The following is a 20278-nucleotide window of genomic DNA, read 5'->3' as shown; positions in this document are numbered from 1 at the left end:
TTTTGAAAATTTCAAGAGAAGTAAAAACAGCTGTACTCGTACTTTCGGGTATTATATTATTGATATTTTTATTCAATTATCTTAAAGGTGAAAACCTTTTCGAGTCTCCCAATACCTATTATACAGAGTTTGATTATAATGCATTAAGTACGTCGTCTCCAGTGACTGTTAGAGGTAATTCTGTAGGCAAAATTAAAAAGATCTCTTATGATTTTGATACAGGTAAAACCAGAGTTGCATTTACAGTAGATGACAAATTAACATTCTCTAAGCAAAGTAAAATTAGATTGTATCAAACTGGAATTATGGGTGGTAATGCACTTGCAGTTATTATCAGTCAAGAAGGAGAAATAGCTAAACCTGGAGATTTCCTTCAATCTGAAATTAAAGAAGGCTTGGTTCAAAATCTAACAGATAATTTTGAAGGCGTAAGTGGAAGCCTTGGTTCTACATTGAAATCGGCAGATACACTTCTAGTAAGTCTAAATAATCTTGTTGAAGACGAATCTGAAGATGGTATCAAAAACGCCATAAAGGAGCTTAATGCAACGATGAAATCATTCAAATCGGTCGCTTATTCTATTAGTGCTTTAGTCGATAAAAATGATGATAAGATTGCTGCTGTATTGACAAATTTTGATTCTATAACAAAAAGCTTGTCTGTTATTACTTCAGATTTAAAAAATGTCAAGTTCTCAGAAACTGTTGCCAAATTGGATGAGACTTTATCTTCTGTTAATACGCTAATGACAAGTATTCAAAATGGTGATGGTACTATAGGTAAGCTATTAAAAGATGAAGGCTTGTATGATAATCTTGAGGCTGCATCAAAAGAAATGGAAGAGCTCTTAAGAGATATTAAATTGCATCCTGCACGCTACAGACGTATTCTGTCGAAAAAAGAAATACCATACACACCGCCTAGCGAAGACCAAAAAAACTAACCATAATATGGACTACTTACCACAAATATTATTTGCTATAGCACTTATTGCTGGCATAGGATATTTTGCAAGAAATGTTAAAAAACTAATGAGAAACATCAAACTTGGTCGCGATGTTGATGTTAGTGATAATAAGTCACAACGATGGAAGAACATGACCATGATTGCACTTGGGCAAAGTAAAATGGTAAAACGCCCAATTGCAGGATTACTTCATGTCATCGTTTATGTTGGCTTTGTTGTGATCAATATTGAAGTTCTAGAAATTATTATTGACGGATTAACAGGTAAGCATCGTATATTTTCTTCTGCTGGAGCTATATATGGATTCCTCATCGGGACTTTTGAGATTCTAGCTGTGTTGGTTTTTGTATCTGTTATTGTGTTCTGGTTGCGTCGAAATGTCATTAAACTTAAACGATTTTTAAGCTCTGAAATGAAAGGTTGGCCTAAGAACGATGGTAATATGATTCTTTATTTTGAAATGGTACTAATGACCTTGTTTTTGGTTATGAATGCCACCGATTTAAAATTTCAGGCTATGGATTCTGGAAATATTATCAGTCAGCACATAACACCTTGGTTTAGCAATTTTTCAGAACACAGTATTCATCTTATTGAAAGAACTGCGTGGTGGCTACATATACTTGGAATTCTTATATTCTTAAATTACTTATACTTTTCTAAACATTTACATATTCTTTTAGCATTCCCAAATACCTACTACGGAAAATTAACACCAAAAGGGCAATTTGAGAATAATGAAGCTGTAACTAAAGAAGTAAAAATGATGATGGATCCAAATGTTGATCCATTTGCGGCACCTCCTGAAGGAGCAGAGACTGCTGTTCCTGCCAAATTTGGAGCAAGCGATGTTAAGGATCTGAGTTGGGTTAATTTGCTTAATGCTTATACGTGCACAGAATGCGGACGTTGTACTAGTGAGTGCCCTGCCAACCAAACAGGAAAGAAATTATCACCTCGTAAAATTATGATGGACACTCGTGATCGTCTTGAGGAAGTAGGAAAAAACATAGATGCAAACAAAGGTGAATTTAAAGATGACGGTAAGCAATTACTCGGCGATTATATTACCAACGAAGAGCTTTGGGCTTGTACTAGCTGTAATGCTTGTGTTGAAGCTTGTCCAGTAAGTATCGACCCCTTGAATATCATTATGCAAATGCGCCAATACCTTGTAATGGAGCAAAGTGCTGCACCAATGGAGCTCAACAATATGATGACCAATATAGAGAATAACGGAGCGCCATGGCCATACAATCAAATGGATCGTTTAAACTGGAAAGATGAATAAACATGAGTGTTTTTGTGTGGAAATATAAATACATTCTTACAGCTATACTTTGTTTTTATAGTACACTATTAAGTGCGCAATCTTATACTAAAGACTCGTTACAAATTAAATCGTATACACTTATAGAATATCGGAATAATGAAGTTAAAGAGATTAAGCTTTTAAAAGTGTTGTGTGATTATTGTACAGATTATCAAAAGCAAATTATTGGAGAGGAAGCAAAACGCAGAACATTTCTAGAACGTTTAGATCCGAAAAATAGATTAAAAGAAGGTCAAAAAAAATTGGCCATTTATATAAGAATAGCAAAAAAAGATTTTGCTGAAATTAAAGAACATTAAGTAGAACTGTTTTCAGATTAAGTAAAAGTTATAGGTTTATATAAGTATTAGTCATCAGTTCTCAAAAATATAAAGTTTATGAGCGAATTACTCAAAGTGCCAACAATGGCAGAATTTATGGCAGCGGGAAAGCAACCTGAAGTATTGTTTTGGGTTGGATGTGCTGGAAGCTTTGACGATAGAGCAAAAAAAATAACAAAGGCATTTGTAAAACTACTCAATAAGGCAAATGTTGAGTTTGCAGTATTAGGAACAGAAGAAAGTTGCACAGGAGATCCTGCCAAGCGTTCAGGTAATGAATTTTTGTTTCAAATGCAGGCTGTGACCAATATTGAGGTCATGAATGCTTATGAAATAAAGAAAATTGTAACTACATGTCCGCATTGTTTTAATACGATTAAAAATGAATACCCAGAATTAGGAGGTAATTATGAAGTAATGCATCATACACAGTTTTTAAAATCGCTGCTCGCCGAAGGTCGTCTAACCATAGAAGGCGGACAATATAAAGGCAAACGCATTACATTTCACGATCCATGTTATTTAGGTCGTGCTAATCAAGTTTATGAAGCTCCTCGTGATCTAATACGTAAATTAGATGCCGAGCTTGTAGAAATGAAAAGCTGTAAATCAAGAGGTTTATGTTGTGGAGCGGGAGGTGCGCAGATGTTTAAAGAGCCTGAAAAAGGAAATAAAGACGTGAATATCGAAAGAACGGAACAAGCTCTAGAAACAAAGCCTCAGATTATAGCTGCTGGTTGTCCATTTTGTAACACAATGATGACTGATGGCGTAAAGAATAAAGAAAAAGAAAATGATATTGCAGTTATGGATATCGCTGAACTTATTGCTAATGCCCAAGACCTATAACCTATGGCTGAAATAAATAAAAAACGTGTTGTTGTTGCTGCATTAATTGGCGGATTAGTATTTTGTGGAATTGTAACCGTATTCGATTATCTCTTAGGTAGAGGTTTTGAATGGGGAAGAATGGCTTTTTACTTTCCTTTTGCTGTTGTTATGTATGGCTTCTTAACCTATAGAGCGTTGAAGAAGCAGCAAAAAAAATAACTATTTTATGAGCTTTACGAACTCTCAAATATTCAATGATGCCTTACCGAAGCTCGAAGATGTTAAGTTAAAGCCAATTTCCAAACGGTATTTAAAGATTATAATTTTGAATAAACTAGCAATGTGTGCTGCTTTTTTAGGAGTGTTGATTGTTGGGAAACTATTTATTGAAAGAGAAGCTTTTCAAGATAATTTCTGGTTTATATTTTCAATAGTTATGGTGTTTTGCTTAATCAATTTTGTTATTGCAATTCTAGCGTTTAAAAAGCGTAAATACGCTATTAGAGACCACGATGTTATATATGCAAGCGGGTTAATTGTTAACTCAATTACAACAGTGCCAATTTCAAGAATTCAGCATATTGAAGAATCCCGAAGTTGGTTGGCTAGGCAATTTAATCTTGCAGCACTTAATCTCTATACTGCTGGAGAATCTGGGAGTGATTTAAGTATAAAAGGACTTCCGCATGAAGAAGCAAAGCAGATAAACGACTATATAAGTGTTAGAATCAATGGAAATCAGTGATTTTTCTCAACCAGCTCGTCAGTCGGCTAAAGGTATCATCATTATTTTTGGGTTTAATACCTTTAAGTTTTTTAAAAAATTCTTTGTTTTATTCTTAGCTCTGGGACTCTCATTAATGAAGAAGAAGACCTTTGCAAGTTTAAGTCCTACAATTATAATTTTAATAGTAGCAGGGATTTTAATTGTTCTATTGCTCTTTGCTATTTTAAAGTACTTGAATTTCAGATTTCATATTAGTAAAGATGATTTTCATTTGTCTACAGGAATTTTCAATAAGGATAATACGATTATTCCAAAATCAAAAATTCAAAATGTTTATGTGAAACAAAACTTTCTACAGCAACTTATAAATGTAGTATCATTAAATATAGAAACTGCTGGTGATAATAAATCTGAAATTGAAATTAGTGCCTTAGACAAATCAACAGCATTACTTCTTAAGAAAGAGCTCTTCAATAAAAATGAAGCAAATGCAGATAGTGACTCGACTTTGGTTAATGAGCAAAAAACGGTGTTTTTTAAAGTATCTCCTAAACGATTATTGCTTGAAGGTGTATCTCAAAATCATTTAAAAAGCTTTGCTATTATAGCGTCCTTTGTGTTTGGATTGTATTATGAATTCAAAGATTACATTAAAGATCTAAAGATTAGGGAGCGTATTGAAGGGGTAATACAATTAGATGAAGCCACATTATTTGGTATTTTTTTGACCAATCTGTTTATAGTCGTTCTTGCAATTTTATTTTCATTAGTGTTTTCAGTAATAAAAACATTTATTACTAATTTTAATTTACAAGTGGTTGAAAATCAAAAAACCATTGAAATTAATAAGGGTCTGTTTAATAAGATATCATTAAGCTTAACGCCAAGTAGGATTCAAAATATAGTTATCAAAACCAATCGTCTTAAGCAATATTTTGGATTACATACGATGTCGGTTAAACAAGCCATGGTGAATGCAAAGCAAAAAAAGAATTTTGTGATTATAGCTTTGGAAAAAAACCAAGTAAATCATTTAATAGATAAGCTATTAGAGAATTATACTAGTCACTTAGAAGCGTATAAGCCAGCTTACTATTATAAGCGGATTTTGGGACTTGATATGCTGATAACAGCTGTCATTGCTAATGGTATTGCGCATTTAATCTTTGGAAGTAATGTATGGTGGATAAATCTTATTCTTGTTCCTTTAGCCATATTATATGTGTATTATGGTTTTAAAAAGGCGTATTATAAGATTGATGATGAATTTGTCACTATTGGAGGAGGAGTTATAGATACAACCACCAATATTCTAGAAATCCATAAAATTCAAGCTGTAAAGCTAAAACAAACCATATTTCAAAAACGAAGACAAATTACATCTGTTATTATCTCAACAGCATCAAAGTCTGTTAAGATACCTTATATTAAAGAAAGTGAAGCTAAATCCATATATGATTTCTTATTGTATAAAGTAGAATCACAAGACAAAGATTGGATGTAATATTGTATTTTTGTCCTCAGAAAAAAAATAAAAGATGCTAGTTGATTTTAATACACTTCCTGATGAATCTCGCGTTTGGATTTACCAAGCCAATAGATCATTCACTGATGATGAGCTTTCAGAAATAAAAGAAAAACTCGATATATTTATTGATAACTGGACTGCTCATGGTAGTGATTTGAAATCTGGATATACAATTGAATACAAGCGTTTTATAGTTATAGCTTTAAATCAAAACTTGAATAGTGCTACCGGATGTAGTATTGATGCTTCTGTACATTTTATTCAACAATTGGAAAAAGACTATAATGTAGATTTAATGGACAAAATGAATGTGTCTTATAAGCAAGGAGAATATGTAGCTTATAAGTCGCTTTTAGACTTCAAAAAGATGGTAAAAGACAAAGCTGTTTCGAAAAAAACCATTGTTTTTAATAATCTCGTTACTAATATTGCTGAGTTTAAAGAAAATTGGGAAGTACCTGCTAGTGAGAGTTGGCACAACAGATTTTTAAATTAACCAGTTGTAGTTGACGTATGGCGAAAGACATTTTTTTACTAAACATTTCAGGACAAGATAAACCAGGATTAACCTCTAGCTTAACTAGTGTTTTATCAAATTATGGGGCAAAAGTACTTGATATAGGTCAGGCAAACATACATGATACATTATCATTAGGTTTTTTATTTGAAATTGAATCTGGAAATAATTCGGCTTCTGTATTAAAAGATTTGCTTTTTAAAGCTTATGAGCTGGGTGTGACAGCTAAATTCACTCCGATTTCATCTGAAGATTATGAAAACTGGGTAAAACTACAAGGGAAAGACCGCTATATCATTACAATTTTAGGTGAGCGCTTAACAGCAGAACAAATATCAAAGGTCACTCAAGTTATATCTGATAGAAACCTTAATATTGATGCCATAAAACGACTTACAGGACGAACGTCTCTTGTAAGAGAAGAAGAATATCCACGAGCTTCTATAGAATTGTCCATTCGAGGAAAAATTGATTGTAAATTGGAATTTACCGAAAAGTTCATGGAGATATCCACAGACATGGATGTTGATATAGCATTTCAAGAAGATAATATCTTTAGAAGAAATAGGCGTTTGGTGTGTTTTGATATGGATTCTACACTTATTCAAACTGAAGTTATTGACAAATTAGCAGAACTTGCTGGTGTAGGTGACGAAGTAAAAGCCATCACAGAATCTGCCATGCAAGGTGAAATAGATTTTAATGAAAGTTTCAAAAAACGAATGAAACTTCTAAAAGGATTAAGTGAAGAGGTGCTGCATGATGTTGCAGTTAATCTACCAATTACCAAAGGAGCCAAACGATTGATAGATACCTTAAGAAGTTATGGATTTAAAACTGCTATCCTCTCAGGAGGCTTTACCTATTTTGGTAACTATTTAAAAGAAGAACTCGGTATGGACTATGTATATGCCAATCAGCTTGAAATTAAAGATGGTAAGTTAACAGGTGGTTATATTGGAGATATTGTTGATGGTAATAAAAAGGCAGATTACCTTAAAGAAATTGCAAAAAAAGAAGGCATAGATATTGGTCAGACTATTGCTGTTGGCGATGGAGCTAACGATTTACCAATGTTAAATTTGGCAGGATTAGGAATAGCATTTCATGCCAAACCGAAAGTAAAGGATAATGCACAAAACTCTATATCTAGTATTGGTTTAGATGGTGTGCTATATCTTTTAGGATACCATGATAGACATATAGATTTAATAGATTAAGTATCATAAATCAATTCTACTCACTTCTCAAGTGAGTGATGATGTTTCCATTTGTTCACAACCTTCTTTATAAATCTATCTTAAAGTCTTTTATACTTAATACTAAAATACTATTTTGGCATAGTTTTTAGTTCTAATTAAGAACAAATCAAAAGACCTTTAGTTTATGCGTTATATATTGTCCCTCATTTGTATTTTTTCAATCGTGTTGCCTACGTTCTCTCAAAATGCAGGCCATCCGTTAGCACATGAAAACTTAGAAGCCCAACAGAAATGGGTGGATAGTATTTACAACAGTATGAGTTTGAAAGAAAAAGTTGGACAATTGTTTATGGTTCGTGCGTTTTCTAATAACAATAAAAGTAATGAAGCTGAAATCGCTAAATTGATCAATAATAATCATATTGGAGGATTGATATTTTCTACTGGTGGTCCAATACGTCAAGCTAAACTAAACAACTTATACCAAGCAATCTCTAAAACACCTTTATTAATTGGTATGGATGCAGAATGGGGATTAAGTATGCGTTTGGATTCTACTTACGCGTTTCCATGGAACATGACACTCGGTGCTATAGAAGATAACAAGCTTGTTGAACGTACAGGCTACCATATTGGAGAGCATTGTAAGCGTATTGGCGTGCATTTTAATTTTGCTCCTGTTGTTGATATCAATACGAATCCTAAGAACCCTATTATAGGTAATCGTTCGTTTGGAGAAGACAGAGATAATGTTACAGCAAAGGCTTCGGCATTTATGAAGGGTATGCAAGATGCAGGTGTATTAGCTAATGCAAAACATTTCCCTGGTCATGGCGATACAGATAGTGATTCTCACAAAACACTTCCAACAATCAATTTCAATGAAAAGCGTATAGATTCTATTGAATTATATCCTTATAAACAACTTATAAAAGAAGGCTTATCTAGTGTTATGGTTGCACATTTAAATGTACCTAGTTTAGAACCACGTGACGGATTTCCATCGTCATTGTCTACTCATATTGTGTCAGATATACTAAAAGATTCCTTGGGATTTAAAGGACTTATTTTTACTGATGCTCTTGAAATGAAAGGAGTTTCTAACTACAGTACGCCTGGTGACATAGATCTCGCTGCTTTTCAAGCTGGAAATGATGTTTTACTTATTTCTGAAGATGTACCAAAAGCCATTGCAAAAATCATTAAGGCTTATAATGATAAAGACGTCACTGAAGAACGCTTAGCACATTCTGTAAAAAAGATTTTAATGGCTAAATATAAAGTTGGTTTAGATCATTATCAACCTATTGGCACTACAACTTTAGTAAAAGATCTCAACAGATTGCAAGATGATGTACTATATGAAGAATTATTCGAAGGAGCCATCACAGTATTAAAAAACAAATCTGATCTATTACCGCTTCGTAATCTTGAAACTAAAAAAATTGCTTATGTAGAACTAGGAGATGATACAGGTTCTACATTTTATGACGAGCTTAAAAAGTATACTAAGGTTCATAAGGTTAAAGCCGAAAAGCTAGATGAACTTATGACAAAACTTCAAAATTATAATACGGTTATTGTTGGTTTTCATAAGAAAAATCAAAATCCGTGGCAAGGTTATAAATTCAAAGACAAAGAGTTAGTTTGGTTATATGAGATCGCTAGAACCAATACAGTAGTTTTAGATGTTTTCGCACGACCGTATTCTCTTATTGATCTATCTAGTATAGAAAATATTGAAGGGATTGTTATGAGCTATCAGAACAGTGCTATCGCTCAGCAAAAATCTGCACAACTAATTTTTGGTGCGATTCCGTCCAAAGGAACAATTCCAGTATCTCTTGGAGATCATTTTAAGGTTGGTGATGGTATTACTTACAGTTCTATTTCATCATTAAGTTATGGTTTGCCAGAGCGCGTTGGAATGAGTACAGATAGACTCAAGCGCTTAGACTCTGTTGCTAATTATGCAGTTAATAATAAGATGACGCCAGGAATTCAGTTGTTGGTAGCCAGAAAGGGAAAAGTTATTTACAATAAGAACTTTGGTAAACATACATACAAAGGAAAGGAAAAAGTCAAATTTGAAGATTTATATGATGTAGCTTCTTTGACAAAAATTTTAGCAACCTTACCACTTTTAATGGAGCTTGAAGAAAAGAAGGCTTTGTCTTTAAACACAAAGCTATCTCGTATACTTCCAGAATATAGTTCTTCTAATAAAAAGAATGTAACCATTAAGCAAATGCTATCGCACTATGCGCAACTACGTCCTTGGGTACCTTTTTATGTATCTACTTTAGATTCGGTTACAAAAAAACCACTAACTAAATATTACAGAAGAACATCATCACCAAGATTCAATATTAAGGTGGCAGAGAACATGTATTTAAGACATGATTACCCAGATTCTATCCAAAAAATTATTGTGGAGACTGAGTTATTATCTTCATTGCGTTACCGTTACAGTGATTTACCATATTATATTCTTAAAAAATATATTGAAGGCTATTATGATAAACCATTAGATGAATTGGCACAACAACATTTCTATCAATCACTAGGAGCAAATTATACAACTTATAATCCATCTACCAAGTTTAGTGACAAGAATATCATTCCTACAGAAGTTGATGACTACTTTCGTTTTCAAGAAGTACATGGATATGTTCATGATATGGGAGCAGCTATGCAAAATGGTGTAGGTGGTCATGCAGGTGTTTTTAGTAATGCCAATGACGTTGCCAAAATCATGCAAATGTACCTTCAGAAAGGGTATTATGGTGGTAAGCGCTATTTAAAATCTGAAACTGTTAATAAATTTAATACCTGTCATTTTTGTCATAAAAATGTAAGGAGAGGTGTAGGTTTCGACAAACCACAGCTAGGAGACGAAGGGCCAACATGTGGTTGTGTGTCGATGACAAGTTTTGGACACTCTGGATTTACAGGAACCTATGCTTGGGCAGATCCTGAAGAAGAAATTATTTACATATTCTTAGCCAATAGAACTTATCCAAAAGCTGGAAAGAATTTATTGTTAAGAGAAAATATAAGAACAGAAATACAGCGTTTGATCTATGAGGCTATTATTGATGATGACTCTGAAAATGATATCGCTGAGCACAAAAAATAGAGATACAAATATATGCGAATAGGAATAGTTTGTTACCCAACATTTGGAGGCAGTGGAGTTGTAGCAACAGAATTAGGATTAGAATTATCTAAGCGTGGCCATGAAATCCATTTCATTACTTACAGTCAGCCTGTTCGGTTAGAGTTGTTAAGTAATAATGTGCACTATCATGAAGTAAATGTGCCAGAATACCCATTGTTTTTGTATCAACCATATGAGTTGGCTTTATCTAGCAAACTGGTAGATATGGTTAAACTTCATAAAATAGAAGTATTACATGTACATTATGCTATTCCACATGCTTATGCTGCTTATATGGCTAAAAAAATGCTACAAGAGGAAGGTATTTATGTTCCTATAGTAACAACTTTACACGGGACAGATATTACACTAGTTGGTAGCCATCCGTTTTACAAACCAGCAGTAACTTTCAGTATCAACAAATCTGATGCTGTTACTTCTGTATCTCAAAGTTTAAAAGATGATACGTTGCGCTTGTTTGATATAAAGAAAGACATCAATGTAGTACCAAATTTTATTGATTTGGCAAAACATGAACCTAATTTTACCGATTGCCAGCGAGCCATGATGGCTAAAGATGAAGAGAAGATTATCACGCATATTAGTAATTTTAGAGAAGTCAAACAAATTCCCGATGTCATCAAGGTGTTTTACAACATTCAAAAAGAGATTCCGGCGAAATTGATGATGGTTGGGGAAGGACCAGAACGTGAACCAGCAGAGCGTTTATGTGAGGAATTGGGAATTAGTGATAAAGTTGTATTCTTCGGAAATAGTCATGAAATTGATAAAATACTTTGTTTTAGTGATCTATTCTTATTGCCATCGCTAACAGAGAGCTTTGGATTATCGGCACTTGAAGCTATGGCATCTGGTGTGCCAGTGATATCAAGTAATACTGGTGGAATCCCTGAAGTGAATGAGCATGGTGTTTCTGGATATTTAAGTCCTATAAATGATGTAGATGACATGTCTAAGAATGCTCTTCATATTTTGACTGATGAGCAACGTTTGACAACATTTAAATCTAATGCTAAAGCTGTTTCTAAGAAATTTGGAATTCATGAGATCGTACCACAATATGAGGCAATTTATGAAGACACTTTGAAAAAGTGCTTGATATTGTAATGACACCAATCAAAATACTAGTGTTAAGTATTTTTTAGGGCTAAAACTGAAAAACAGATTGGCAAATTATTACCACCACACCAAAAATCCTTTAGTTAATTCATCTGTTTTGTTTTTCATCCAAAACAAAGGCGATTGTTTATTTTCTAGATAAACGTTTACTGCCATTTTGAAGCTAGAATAATTCAACCAATCAACATTATCATTGGGATTGAGAAACCAATCGATCTTTGCTGGTACATAGAATTGACAATCCGTAAATTCTTCTAATTGAATTACATTGATGTAGAACCCATAAACACAGGCTTCATTGAGGTGTTCAAAATTGACAACTTGCTGATAAGGCATAAAGAGCTGTGCTTTAAATAGAATGTGTTGTTCAAAGTTTAAGTGATCTAAATTTAATTGTGCTAATGTATTTTTACAATTGTTAGAGTAGAGTAGCGGTAATTGTTTATCACCTAGTTTCTTTAGCTTTTCGGATAGACTGTCTTTTCTATTTGGGCCAATCCATTGCTCTATTTCAGATGGACCAGCAGCGGCATCATAAACATAAAATTTATAGACAATCTCTAGATGGATGGGTTGTTTATCTAAGGTCATCAGAACGTCTAATTCGCCAAGCGTTTGTTTTCCTTTCTGAATTTGAATATTTTCAGCTAATAATTCAATGGTGTCACAAAGTTCCAGTGCATTAAACACAAATTGTTCAGCTAATTGCCCAAGCCTAAGTTGCCGTTCCAATTTCCGAAGAAATATAGAATGTTGATCAGTAGGAAATTCTAATTGCATTAAATCTAAAACAGCATTGCCTTTCCAAAGTAAAGGGGTTTTACAGCAAGCTTGATACAGATTTTGAATATGATTTGACTCCATTTGCATTGAGATTCGAAATTACGAATATTAATTCTGAAAGCTTGTAGAATAACAATACCTTTGCGCCATATTAATTTGATTATGGATAAGACATTTTTCGACTTAGGGGTTTCTAAGCCTTTCATTAAAGGATTAAAGGAACTTCATATTAAAGCACCAACGCAAATACAAGAAGAAGCGATTCCTGTGTTACTGAAGAACGATACCGATTTTATTGGTTTAGCTCAAACAGGAACAGGTAAAACGGCAGCATATGGCTTGCCTATCCTTGAAAATATAAATCCGAAAAAGGATCACGTACAAGCTTTGATTTTGGCACCTACACGAGAATTGGTACAACAAATACAAAAGCAGTTATTTAAGTTTACTAAGTATTGTGATGCGAAAATTTTTGCAGAAGGGGTGTATGGTGGTGAGAAAATGGACATTCAAATTAAGCGTTTGCAACGTACAACTCATATTATTGTGGCAACACCTGGGCGTTTACTAGATTTTATAGAACGAGGAGACGTAAATATAAAGCATATTGAAACCTTAGTGTTAGATGAAGCAGATGAAATGTTGAGTATGGGATTTAAACAAGATTTGAATAAAATCTTAAAATACACGACTGGTACTCGACATACATGGTTATTCTCTGCAACGATGCCTGATGAGATCCAAAAAATTATAAGAACGTACATGTCTGATGATGCCGTTCGTGTAGAGATTGATAGAAATAGCATTGTAAATGCAAACATCTCTCATCACTATATTGTGACTTCAATTAAGGAAAAAGCAAATATAATTACCAGATTATTAGATAAATTTGATAATGATAGAGGTATTATTTTTTGTAGAACCAAAGCAGGAACTAATCAACTTACAGGAGTATTAAAAGCTGAAGGATTCTCTGTAGATGCACTACAAGGTGATATGCAACAAAAGGAACGCGATAAAGTGATGCGCGCCTTTAAAAATCAATCGTTACAATATTTGGTATCAACTGATGTTTCGGCAAGAGGTATAGACGTAAATAATTTAGCATTTGTTATTCATCATCAATTACCAGATCAATTAGAGTATTATACACACCGAAGTGGAAGAACAGCTAGGGCTGGTAAAACTGGAGCGTCAATTGCACTTATAATTTCAGGAGAAGAGCAAAATATTCAAGGTATTCAAAAAGATTTGGGCATTAAGTTCAAGCAAATGACTTTATAAAATGTTAAAAAGCAAGTATATACGCTGCTTTATTCGTATCTTAATAGCACTAAATATTGTTGCTATGAAAGCTAAATATATAATTGTATTGATGGTAAGCTGTTTTTTACTATCGTGTAGTTCTACAAAGTCTAGTGCTACTCCAGAGCAAATAGAAACTTTAGATGCTTTGGTTGCTGGGAAATCTTTTGAAATTAAATCAGATTGGGCTTATCCTCAAGCTTCAAGTGGCTTATTGGCTCTTCAAAACTCTGGCTTGTTAGCTCCTGGAGACGCTAATGCTGGACGTTTTAGTTTGATAGGTAATCCTAACCACTTCAGGTTATCAAATGATAATATCGATTCGTATTTGCCTTATTTTGGGGAACGTCAAATGGTAACCGATAGGTCAGGTAATGGTAGTATAGAGTTTAAAAACACTATCAAAGATTATAAGGTTACCAAAAAAGATAATAATTCGTATATCATCAAGTTTTCGGCAAAGAGTCATAACGAAAACTTTAATGTTATCGTTACCTTATTTCCTAGTTTAAAAAGTGAAATTATGTTACAAGGTGCCAAGCGCTTTCCTATACGATATTCAGGAAAAGTAGTGGCCATTTCAGAATAGTTTACTTCAATAACTCGTTGACGTTCATTTTATACATTTTCCCAATAGGAACAATATAGTCTTGTATATGTATTCTATTACCTTCTATACTGGTAATATGTGTTTTAGCTACAGCAAATGATTTATGTACTTGTAAAAAAACATCAGTAGGCAAGGATACTAACATTTCAGAAATTTTTTCCCTTATCGTAATGGTATCATTAGTTGTAACTACTTTGGTATAATTCCCTGAAGCTTCGATAAATAAAATACTAGGAATATCAATTTGAATATAACTTTTGTTTTGTCTTAAAAAGATTTGATTTATAGTTGATGTATTTTCTGGCATTGACGAATGCTTACTATTTATATCTGATCCAACCACCTTATTAATAGCCTTTAAAAAACGTTCAAATCCAAATGGTTTTAATAGATAATCTATAATGTTAAGCTCATAACCTTCTAAAGCAAACTCGCTATAGGCAGTTGTTACAATAACTTTTGGAGGCGATTTTAGTGTCTTTAAAAATTCAAAACCTTTCAATTTCGGCATATTGAGATCTAAAAAAATAAGATCTACAGATTGATTGCTTAAATAATCTAGGGCTTCTATTGCGTCATAGCAATCTGTCATATGTTTCATATTAGGCAACATATCACAATAGCCTTTTATGATATCATGTGCAATATGTTCGTCATCAATAATGATATATGTAATCATAGTTTAGAAATTGTAAGTTGGGCATTAAAAATGTCATTAGTCTTAGAAATAAGTAAGTCATGTTGCTTTGGATATACTAATTCTAAACGCCTTTTTAGATTTTCTAACCCGATACCTTCTTGTTCATTTTCAAGGGTTGAATCAAAATTATTCTTTATGTCAAAATGGACTTGCTTATGTTTTGCAGACATAGTAATGTAAACATAAGCATTCTCTCTTAAATTTTCCACACCATGTTTAAATGCGTTTTCTAAAAGTATAATAAATAACAATGGCATAATTTGATAATCATTATCATCAATATCAACATTAAATTGTATATCTATGGTTTTATGGTAACGCATCTTATGAAGCTCAATATAATTTTTTAAATAGTCTATTTCTTCGGAAAGTAACACAGTGTCTTTTTGGCCTTCATAGATACTATAACGCATCATATCTGATAACTTTAATATCAATTCTTGTGCTTTTTTAGAATCTTTATCTACTAAGCCATATAGATTATTTAGCATATTGAAGAAGAAATGTGGATTCACCTGACTCTTTAAATGCATGAGTTCGGTTTTTGCTTTTTCATTTTTCAGTCTTATAACAGATTTTATCTGTTTTAACAACCAATAGATTATACTAAGAAATAACAGAAGGAAATAGAACAAACCAAAAATTACAAACGGTTCGTCGTCACCAAAAGCATCATTAAAGATTATAATAATAATTCCAGTCACTATCAATACCATCCTATACAGACGTCTAATAAGTGGTTTTTTATGTTTAGGTATTTTAAATTTCATAGTCAATATTAACTAAATAATAATCCTCGAACAAATAAGTTGACAAACAGTTTGAGGTATGTGACAAACTATTATCTAACCGTTATAAAACACCTTCATACTACACCATAGTCCTTATATCACTACTAAGTGGTTTTATATCCCAATTCCTTTTTTGTGTAATACCTCATGAATAGGTTTGCTCCAAATCAATTAAAAAACTAACAGTATGAAACTCATTATTGACAATCTATCAAAAACATATTCGAATGGTGTTAATGCCTTGCAGAATATTTCTTTAGACATACCAAAAGGAATGTTTGGTTTGCTTGGGCCAAATGGAGCAGGTAAATCAACTTTAATGCGAACAATTGCAACATTGCAAGAGGCAGATAAGGGGACTATCTTTTTAGACGATATTGATGTAATGCATCAAAAAAATGAGTTACGACAGGTATTGGGATATTTACCACAGCAGTTTGGTTTGTATCCCAAAATATCTGCTGAAGTTTTGCTTAATCATTTTGCAGTACTAAAAGGAATTTCTAATAAAAATGAACGTAAAGATCTTGTCAAGGCATTACTTCATAAAACAAATCTTTATGAGGTTAGAAAACAAAAATTAAGCGGTTATTCTGGAGGCATGAAACAACGTTTTGGGATTGCACAAGCATTGCTTAACAATCCTAAACTGCTCATAGTAGACGAGCCAACTGCAGGTTTAGATCCAGTTGAAAGAAATCGCTTTTACAATGTGCTTAGCGAATTGGGAGAACAAACCATTGTTATTTTATCTACGCATATCGTTGAAGATGTTAAAGAATTGTGTACAAATATGGCCATTATTAATCAAGGTCAAGTATCTCTAAAAGGCAATCCGATAAAGATAATTGAAGATCTAAAAGGTAAAGTCTATCAAAAGACAATTACAAAATCGGAGTTAGAAATTTATAAGCAAAACTATAAAGTAATAAGTGAGAAGTTATTCCTTGGAAAACCAATCATTCATATTCTAAGTAATACAAACCCTGGAAATGGTTTTTCTCTTATAGATGCTGATTTAGAAGATGTATACTTCTCTCAAATTTTTCAAAATAACACTAACCAAAAAACAGTATAATCATGTGGTATAACGTATTTAAATTTGAAATTCAGTATCGAATAAAACGAGCAGATACCTATATTTTCTTCTTCTTCTTATTTCTTTTTTCGACTGTAGGTGCAGAATTTATTTTTCAAGGTATAGAATTGGGGATTCTGAAAAAAAACTCTCCAATAGTGATTGCTAAAGCTATGGGAGCTATTACTGGAATATTTATGATCTTGGCCTCGATGATCATGGGTGTTTCTGTATTAAGAGACTTTGAATATCAGATAGATTCGTTAATATTTTCTACACCTGTTACGAAAAAAGACTATTTATTAGGTCGATTCTTAGGATCATTTACTGTTTTACTTTTTGTGTTTTCAGGCATTTTATTTGGAATGGCTTTAGGTGAATTTATGCCTTGGCACAAGCCTGAAGATCTACTAGCATTCAACTTTATTACTTATCTGAAGCCATTCGTATTAGTCACTTTACCTATTTTGTTTTTTGGAGCTTCTTTATTTTTTATTAGTGGAGCACTGAGCAGAAAGTTGGTAGTAGTTTACACACAAGGAATTATATTTTTTGTAATATTTATGCTCACTAAATCCATTACAAATGATACAATACAAGCAATTTTAGATCCGTTTTCATTAACAACATTATCATTAGTTACAGATTCATGGACAGCTTTAGAAAAAAGTACACAGCCTATTCCTTTTATTAGTGTTCTACTTTACAATAAATTATTTTGGGCTTTACTAGGAGTTGTTATTTTATTATTTGGTTACAAAAAGTTCAACTATAATGTTGTGAAAAATAGACGATATAAAAACAAATCTGCTAATGCTTCAAGTTTTTCCGTTGATTATGATAATGCATCTGTCTCAATACCTGATACTAAAACACAGCATAATACTTCTTCGAAATGGTTGCAACTAAGGCACTTTTCTTGGTTTTATTTTATAAATATTTTTAAGCAGCCATCATTTTGGGCCATATTGATTTGTGGAATGATAATCATTTTAATTAATTCTGTTAGCCTTGGTACTGTTTATGGCGTAGATAGTTATCCAACAACGTACTTTATTGTTGAAGAACTTCAAGAAACATCAATCTACTTTTTTATAATCATTTTAATGTTTTATTCTGGAGAACTCATATGGAAAGAAAGAGATGTGAAACTAAATTTAATCTATGATGCAACATCAATGTCAAGCTTTATAAATTTACTTAGTAAATTTATTGGACTTAATCTAGTCTATATTGTTTTAATAATTGCTTTAATTATATCTGGTGTTTTATTTCAAACGTTAAATGGTTATTACAATTATGAATTTCATGTTTACTTTAATGGCTTTTTTTTAGAAGTCTTGCCATTTTTAACTTTATACACTGGGCTTTCATTCTTTTTACAGATAGTAGTTAATCATAAATTTATTGGAATAATACTTACCATTTTGTTATTTATATGTATTGCTACTCTAGGTGTATTTGGATTTGATCATGATTTATTTCTATTTGGAGGAAGTGCTCTTGGAAGTTATTCTGATATGAATGGCTATGGACATTTTTTAAAGCCGTATATGTTTATTAAAACTTATTGGTTTTTATTTGTATTACTTCTGTTAATTACTGCGTCATTGATTTCTGTGCGAGGAAAGGAAATGAAATTTACTAAGCGATTGAAAGGCGCTAGATATAGAACTAGTAAGCCATTTTTAAAATTGAGTGGAAGTATTGCAACTATCTTCATTATACTGGGTGGCTTTATCTTTTACAACACGAATATTTTAAACACGTATTGGACCAATTCGGAAGCTGTAGATTTCAGGGTTTCTTATGAAAAAACATTAAAGGCTTATGAATATTTACTACAACCAAAAATAACAGACGTCAACTTAAAGGTAGAGCTATACCCTATACAGAGGCATTATACTGCTGAAGGTTATTACATGTTAAAAAACGAAACTACAAAGCCAATCACCGAAATTCATATTCAAAAGCAAATAGAAAATAACACAACTTTAGAGTATGTAACTTTTGAAAGTAAGTTTATAGTTGACAATACATATGAAGTTTATGATTATCACATTTATAAATTGGATAACGCCTTACAGCCAGGTGAATCTTTGAAAATGAATTTTAAGCAAAGCTTTGAAACCAAGGGTTTTGAATTAGGTAGCTCAAACGAAAATATTATTGCTAACGGAACGTTCTTTGATAATGCACATTTCCCAACTATAGGCTATAACAGAAAATATGAACTGACCGACAATGAAGAACGCAATGCATATAATTTGCCAGTTCGACCAAATAAGTCAGATCGAGATAATTTAGATGAACTAGTAAATGCGAGATCTGGTGGCGATTCTAACGGGATTCATTTTGAAATGATTCTTGGTACTGATAAAGACCAAAAAGCAGTTGCACCTGGAAATTTATTGAAGCAATGGACCAAAAACAATCGAAACTATTTTCATTATAAAATGGATATTTCAATGATTAATTTTTATGCTATCGTTTCTGCTCAATATGAATTGAAAAAAGACACATGGATACTCAAATCAGATTCGATCACAAAGCCTATAGACCTAGAAATATATTATCATAAAACACATGTGCATAATTTAGACCGCATGATGTCTTCAATGAGAGCATCATTAGATTATTATAGTACAAATTTCAGTCCGTATCAATATAATCAGTTGCGCATCATGGAATTTCCACGCTATGCACAATTTGCGCAGTCATTTCCTGGAACTGTGCCATTTTCTGAGTCTATAGGATTCGTACTTGATATTGATGACGAAAAAGATGTAGACATGGCTTTTTATATAACAGCACATGAAATTGCACATCAATGGTTTGGTATGCAAGTAGAAGCAGCTAATGTAAAAGGGAGGCATTTTATTTTAGAGAGCTTATCACAATATGCCGCTTTAATGGTTCTCAAAAATCATTATTCCGAAGATAAAGTAGCTCAATTTTTAGAGTTTCAGAAAGAAACGTACAAAAAGGGTCAACAGCAAGAAAAAATTGAAGAGCCTTCTCTTGTTGATGTGGAAAATCAAGACTATGTTTACTACGCGAAAGGCGCTATCAATATGTACAAATTTCAAAATGAAATTGGAGAGGATAAAGTAAATCTTGCTTTAAAGTATTTCATTGAAGATTGGAATACAATTGATGGAAAATTGAAAACACAAAGCGATAGATACGCTACAAGTAAAGATCTTATTGATTACTTTAAACGTGTAACACCTGAAGATAAAAAGCACATTATTACAGAATTGTTCGAAAACTAAGTGCATTTAT

Annotated in this window: 18 protein-coding genes; 15 read left to right on the top strand and 3 right to left on the bottom strand. The window is 32.6% G+C overall.

Features of this window, described 5'->3' with window-relative positions; all coding sequences use genetic code 11:
* The first annotated feature begins 2 nt into the window (after window positions 1-2).
* The 11 genes from Q0783_RS09555 to bshA all read left to right on the top strand — a co-directional run bounded on the left by Q0783_RS09555 (window position 3) and on the right by bshA (window position 11714).
* Window positions 3-944 carry an MlaD family protein gene (locus Q0783_RS09555; protein ID WP_298894661.1) on the top strand — a complete coding sequence of 314 codons (942 nt, stop codon included), beginning with the start codon at window positions 3-5 and terminating at the stop codon, window positions 942-944.
* Window positions 945-951: 7 nt separating this feature from the next.
* Complete coding sequence (locus tag Q0783_RS09550; protein WP_298894660.1) at window positions 952-2259, top strand: 4Fe-4S dicluster domain-containing protein; 1308 nt, start codon at window positions 952-954, stop codon at window positions 2257-2259.
* Window positions 2260-2261: 2 nt separating this feature from the next.
* Complete coding sequence (locus Q0783_RS09545) at window positions 2262-2600, top strand: hypothetical protein (protein WP_298894659.1); 339 nt, start codon at window positions 2262-2264, stop codon at window positions 2598-2600.
* Between the two features lie 78 nt (window positions 2601-2678).
* The gene (locus tag Q0783_RS09540; protein ID WP_298894658.1) at window positions 2679-3470 is read left to right on the top strand and encodes a (Fe-S)-binding protein; all 792 of its coding nucleotides are present in this window, start codon (window positions 2679-2681) and stop codon (window positions 3468-3470) included.
* A gap of 3 nt (window positions 3471-3473) precedes the next feature.
* Window positions 3474-3671 (top strand): hypothetical protein, encoded by a 198-nt coding sequence (locus Q0783_RS09535; protein ID WP_230935129.1) that lies wholly within the window; start codon window positions 3474-3476, stop codon window positions 3669-3671.
* A gap of 7 nt (window positions 3672-3678) precedes the next feature.
* Window positions 3679-4197, top strand: coding sequence for a PH domain-containing protein (locus Q0783_RS09530; protein WP_298894657.1), 519 nt, complete (start codon window positions 3679-3681; stop codon window positions 4195-4197).
* Window positions 4172-5683 carry a PH domain-containing protein gene (locus Q0783_RS09525; RefSeq protein ID WP_298894656.1) on the top strand — a complete coding sequence of 504 codons (1512 nt, stop codon included), beginning with the start codon at window positions 4172-4174 and terminating at the stop codon, window positions 5681-5683. The genes Q0783_RS09530 and Q0783_RS09525 overlap by 26 nt, the downstream gene beginning before the upstream one ends.
* 34 nt (window positions 5684-5717) lie before the next feature.
* Window positions 5718-6203, top strand: coding sequence for an ABC transporter ATPase (locus tag Q0783_RS09520; RefSeq protein WP_298894655.1), 486 nt, complete (start codon window positions 5718-5720; stop codon window positions 6201-6203).
* A 17-nt stretch (window positions 6204-6220) separates the two neighbouring features.
* Entirely contained in the window at window positions 6221-7444 is a 1224-nt protein-coding gene (gene serB / locus Q0783_RS09515) for a phosphoserine phosphatase SerB (RefSeq protein WP_298894654.1), read from the top strand.
* Window positions 7445-7610: 166 nt separating this feature from the next.
* Window positions 7611-10565, top strand: coding sequence for a glycoside hydrolase family 3 N-terminal domain-containing protein (locus tag Q0783_RS09510; RefSeq protein WP_298894653.1), 2955 nt, complete (start codon window positions 7611-7613; stop codon window positions 10563-10565).
* A 12-nt stretch (window positions 10566-10577) separates the two neighbouring features.
* Window positions 10578-11714, top strand: coding sequence for an N-acetyl-alpha-D-glucosaminyl L-malate synthase BshA (bshA, locus tag Q0783_RS09505; RefSeq protein ID WP_298894652.1), 1137 nt, complete (start codon window positions 10578-10580; stop codon window positions 11712-11714).
* A 69-nt stretch (window positions 11715-11783) separates the two neighbouring features.
* Here bshA and Q0783_RS09500 read toward each other — a convergent pair whose 3' ends face one another.
* On the bottom strand, window positions 11784-12590 hold the full coding sequence (locus tag Q0783_RS09500; RefSeq protein WP_298894651.1) for a DUF1853 family protein: 807 nt from the start codon (window positions 12588-12590) through the stop codon (window positions 11784-11786).
* 81 nt (window positions 12591-12671) lie between these two features.
* On the opposite strand from Q0783_RS09500, the gene Q0783_RS09495 reads away from it, so the two are divergent.
* Both Q0783_RS09495 and Q0783_RS09490 read left to right on the top strand, forming a co-directional pair.
* Window positions 12672-13793 (top strand): DEAD/DEAH box helicase, encoded by a 1122-nt coding sequence (locus Q0783_RS09495; protein ID WP_298894650.1) that lies wholly within the window; start codon window positions 12672-12674, stop codon window positions 13791-13793.
* Window positions 13794-13857: 64 nt separating this feature from the next.
* Window positions 13858-14403 (top strand): DUF4251 domain-containing protein, encoded by a 546-nt coding sequence (locus Q0783_RS09490; RefSeq protein WP_298894649.1) that lies wholly within the window; start codon window positions 13858-13860, stop codon window positions 14401-14403.
* A gap of 1 nt (window position 14404) precedes the next feature.
* On the opposite strand, the gene Q0783_RS09485 is transcribed toward Q0783_RS09490, so the two are convergent.
* On the bottom strand, window positions 14405-15103 hold the full coding sequence (locus Q0783_RS09485; protein ID WP_298894648.1) for a LytTR family DNA-binding domain-containing protein: 699 nt from the start codon (window positions 15101-15103) through the stop codon (window positions 14405-14407).
* Window positions 15100-15894, bottom strand: a complete 795-nt coding sequence (locus Q0783_RS09480; RefSeq protein WP_298894647.1) for a histidine kinase — start codon at window positions 15892-15894, stop codon at window positions 15100-15102. The genes Q0783_RS09485 and Q0783_RS09480 overlap by 4 nt, the downstream gene beginning before the upstream one ends.
* 208 nt (window positions 15895-16102) lie before the next feature.
* Here Q0783_RS09480 and Q0783_RS09475 point away from each other — a divergent pair, with 208 nt between their 5' ends.
* Together Q0783_RS09475 and Q0783_RS09470 are read left to right on the top strand one after the other, a co-directional pair.
* Window positions 16103-16993, top strand: coding sequence for an ABC transporter ATP-binding protein (locus Q0783_RS09475; RefSeq protein ID WP_298894646.1), 891 nt, complete (start codon window positions 16103-16105; stop codon window positions 16991-16993).
* A gap of 2 nt (window positions 16994-16995) precedes the next feature.
* On the top strand, window positions 16996-20268 hold the full coding sequence (locus Q0783_RS09470) for a M1 family aminopeptidase (protein ID WP_298894645.1): 3273 nt from the start codon (window positions 16996-16998) through the stop codon (window positions 20266-20268).
* The last annotated feature ends 10 nt before the right edge of the window (window positions 20269-20278 follow it).

Source organism: uncultured Psychroserpens sp. (assembly GCF_947500255.1).
GTDB lineage: Bacteria > Bacteroidota > Bacteroidia > Flavobacteriales > Flavobacteriaceae > Psychroserpens.
The sequence above is the reverse complement of the archived record's forward strand: the minus strand, read 5'-3'. Positions and strand labels throughout refer to the sequence as shown.

What these genes read in the sequence shown, in the direction of transcription:
- Q0783_RS09530 (WP_298894657.1), top strand. Translation starts at nt 3,679, where the DNA reads ATGAGCTTTACGAACTCTCAAATATTCAATGATGCCTTACCGAAGCTC.
- Q0783_RS09470 (WP_298894645.1), top strand. Translation starts at nt 16,996, where the DNA reads ATGTGGTATAACGTATTTAAATTTGAAATTCAGTATCGAATAAAACGA.
- Q0783_RS09475 (WP_298894646.1), top strand. Translation starts at nt 16,103, where the DNA reads ATGAAACTCATTATTGACAATCTATCAAAAACATATTCGAATGGTGTT.
- Q0783_RS09545 (WP_298894659.1), top strand. Translation starts at nt 2,262, where the DNA reads ATGAGTGTTTTTGTGTGGAAATATAAATACATTCTTACAGCTATACTT.
- Q0783_RS09550 (WP_298894660.1), top strand. Translation starts at nt 952, where the DNA reads ATGGACTACTTACCACAAATATTATTTGCTATAGCACTTATTGCTGGC.
- Q0783_RS09500 (WP_298894651.1), bottom strand. Translation starts at nt 12,590, where the DNA reads ATGGAGTCAAATCATATTCAAAATCTGTATCAAGCTTGCTGTAAAACC.
- Q0783_RS09485 (WP_298894648.1), bottom strand. Translation starts at nt 15,103, where the DNA reads ATGATTACATATATCATTATTGATGACGAACATATTGCACATGATATC.
- Q0783_RS09480 (WP_298894647.1), bottom strand. Translation starts at nt 15,894, where the DNA reads ATGAAATTTAAAATACCTAAACATAAAAAACCACTTATTAGACGTCTG.
- Q0783_RS09520 (WP_298894655.1), top strand. Translation starts at nt 5,718, where the DNA reads ATGCTAGTTGATTTTAATACACTTCCTGATGAATCTCGCGTTTGGATT.
- Q0783_RS09535 (WP_230935129.1), top strand. Translation starts at nt 3,474, where the DNA reads ATGGCTGAAATAAATAAAAAACGTGTTGTTGTTGCTGCATTAATTGGC.
- Q0783_RS09540 (WP_298894658.1), top strand. Translation starts at nt 2,679, where the DNA reads ATGAGCGAATTACTCAAAGTGCCAACAATGGCAGAATTTATGGCAGCG.
- Q0783_RS09490 (WP_298894649.1), top strand. Translation starts at nt 13,858, where the DNA reads ATGAAAGCTAAATATATAATTGTATTGATGGTAAGCTGTTTTTTACTA.
- Q0783_RS09495 (WP_298894650.1), top strand. Translation starts at nt 12,672, where the DNA reads ATGGATAAGACATTTTTCGACTTAGGGGTTTCTAAGCCTTTCATTAAA.
- bshA (WP_298894652.1), top strand. Translation starts at nt 10,578, where the DNA reads ATGCGAATAGGAATAGTTTGTTACCCAACATTTGGAGGCAGTGGAGTT.
- Q0783_RS09510 (WP_298894653.1), top strand. Translation starts at nt 7,611, where the DNA reads ATGCGTTATATATTGTCCCTCATTTGTATTTTTTCAATCGTGTTGCCT.
- serB (WP_298894654.1), top strand. Translation starts at nt 6,221, where the DNA reads ATGGCGAAAGACATTTTTTTACTAAACATTTCAGGACAAGATAAACCA.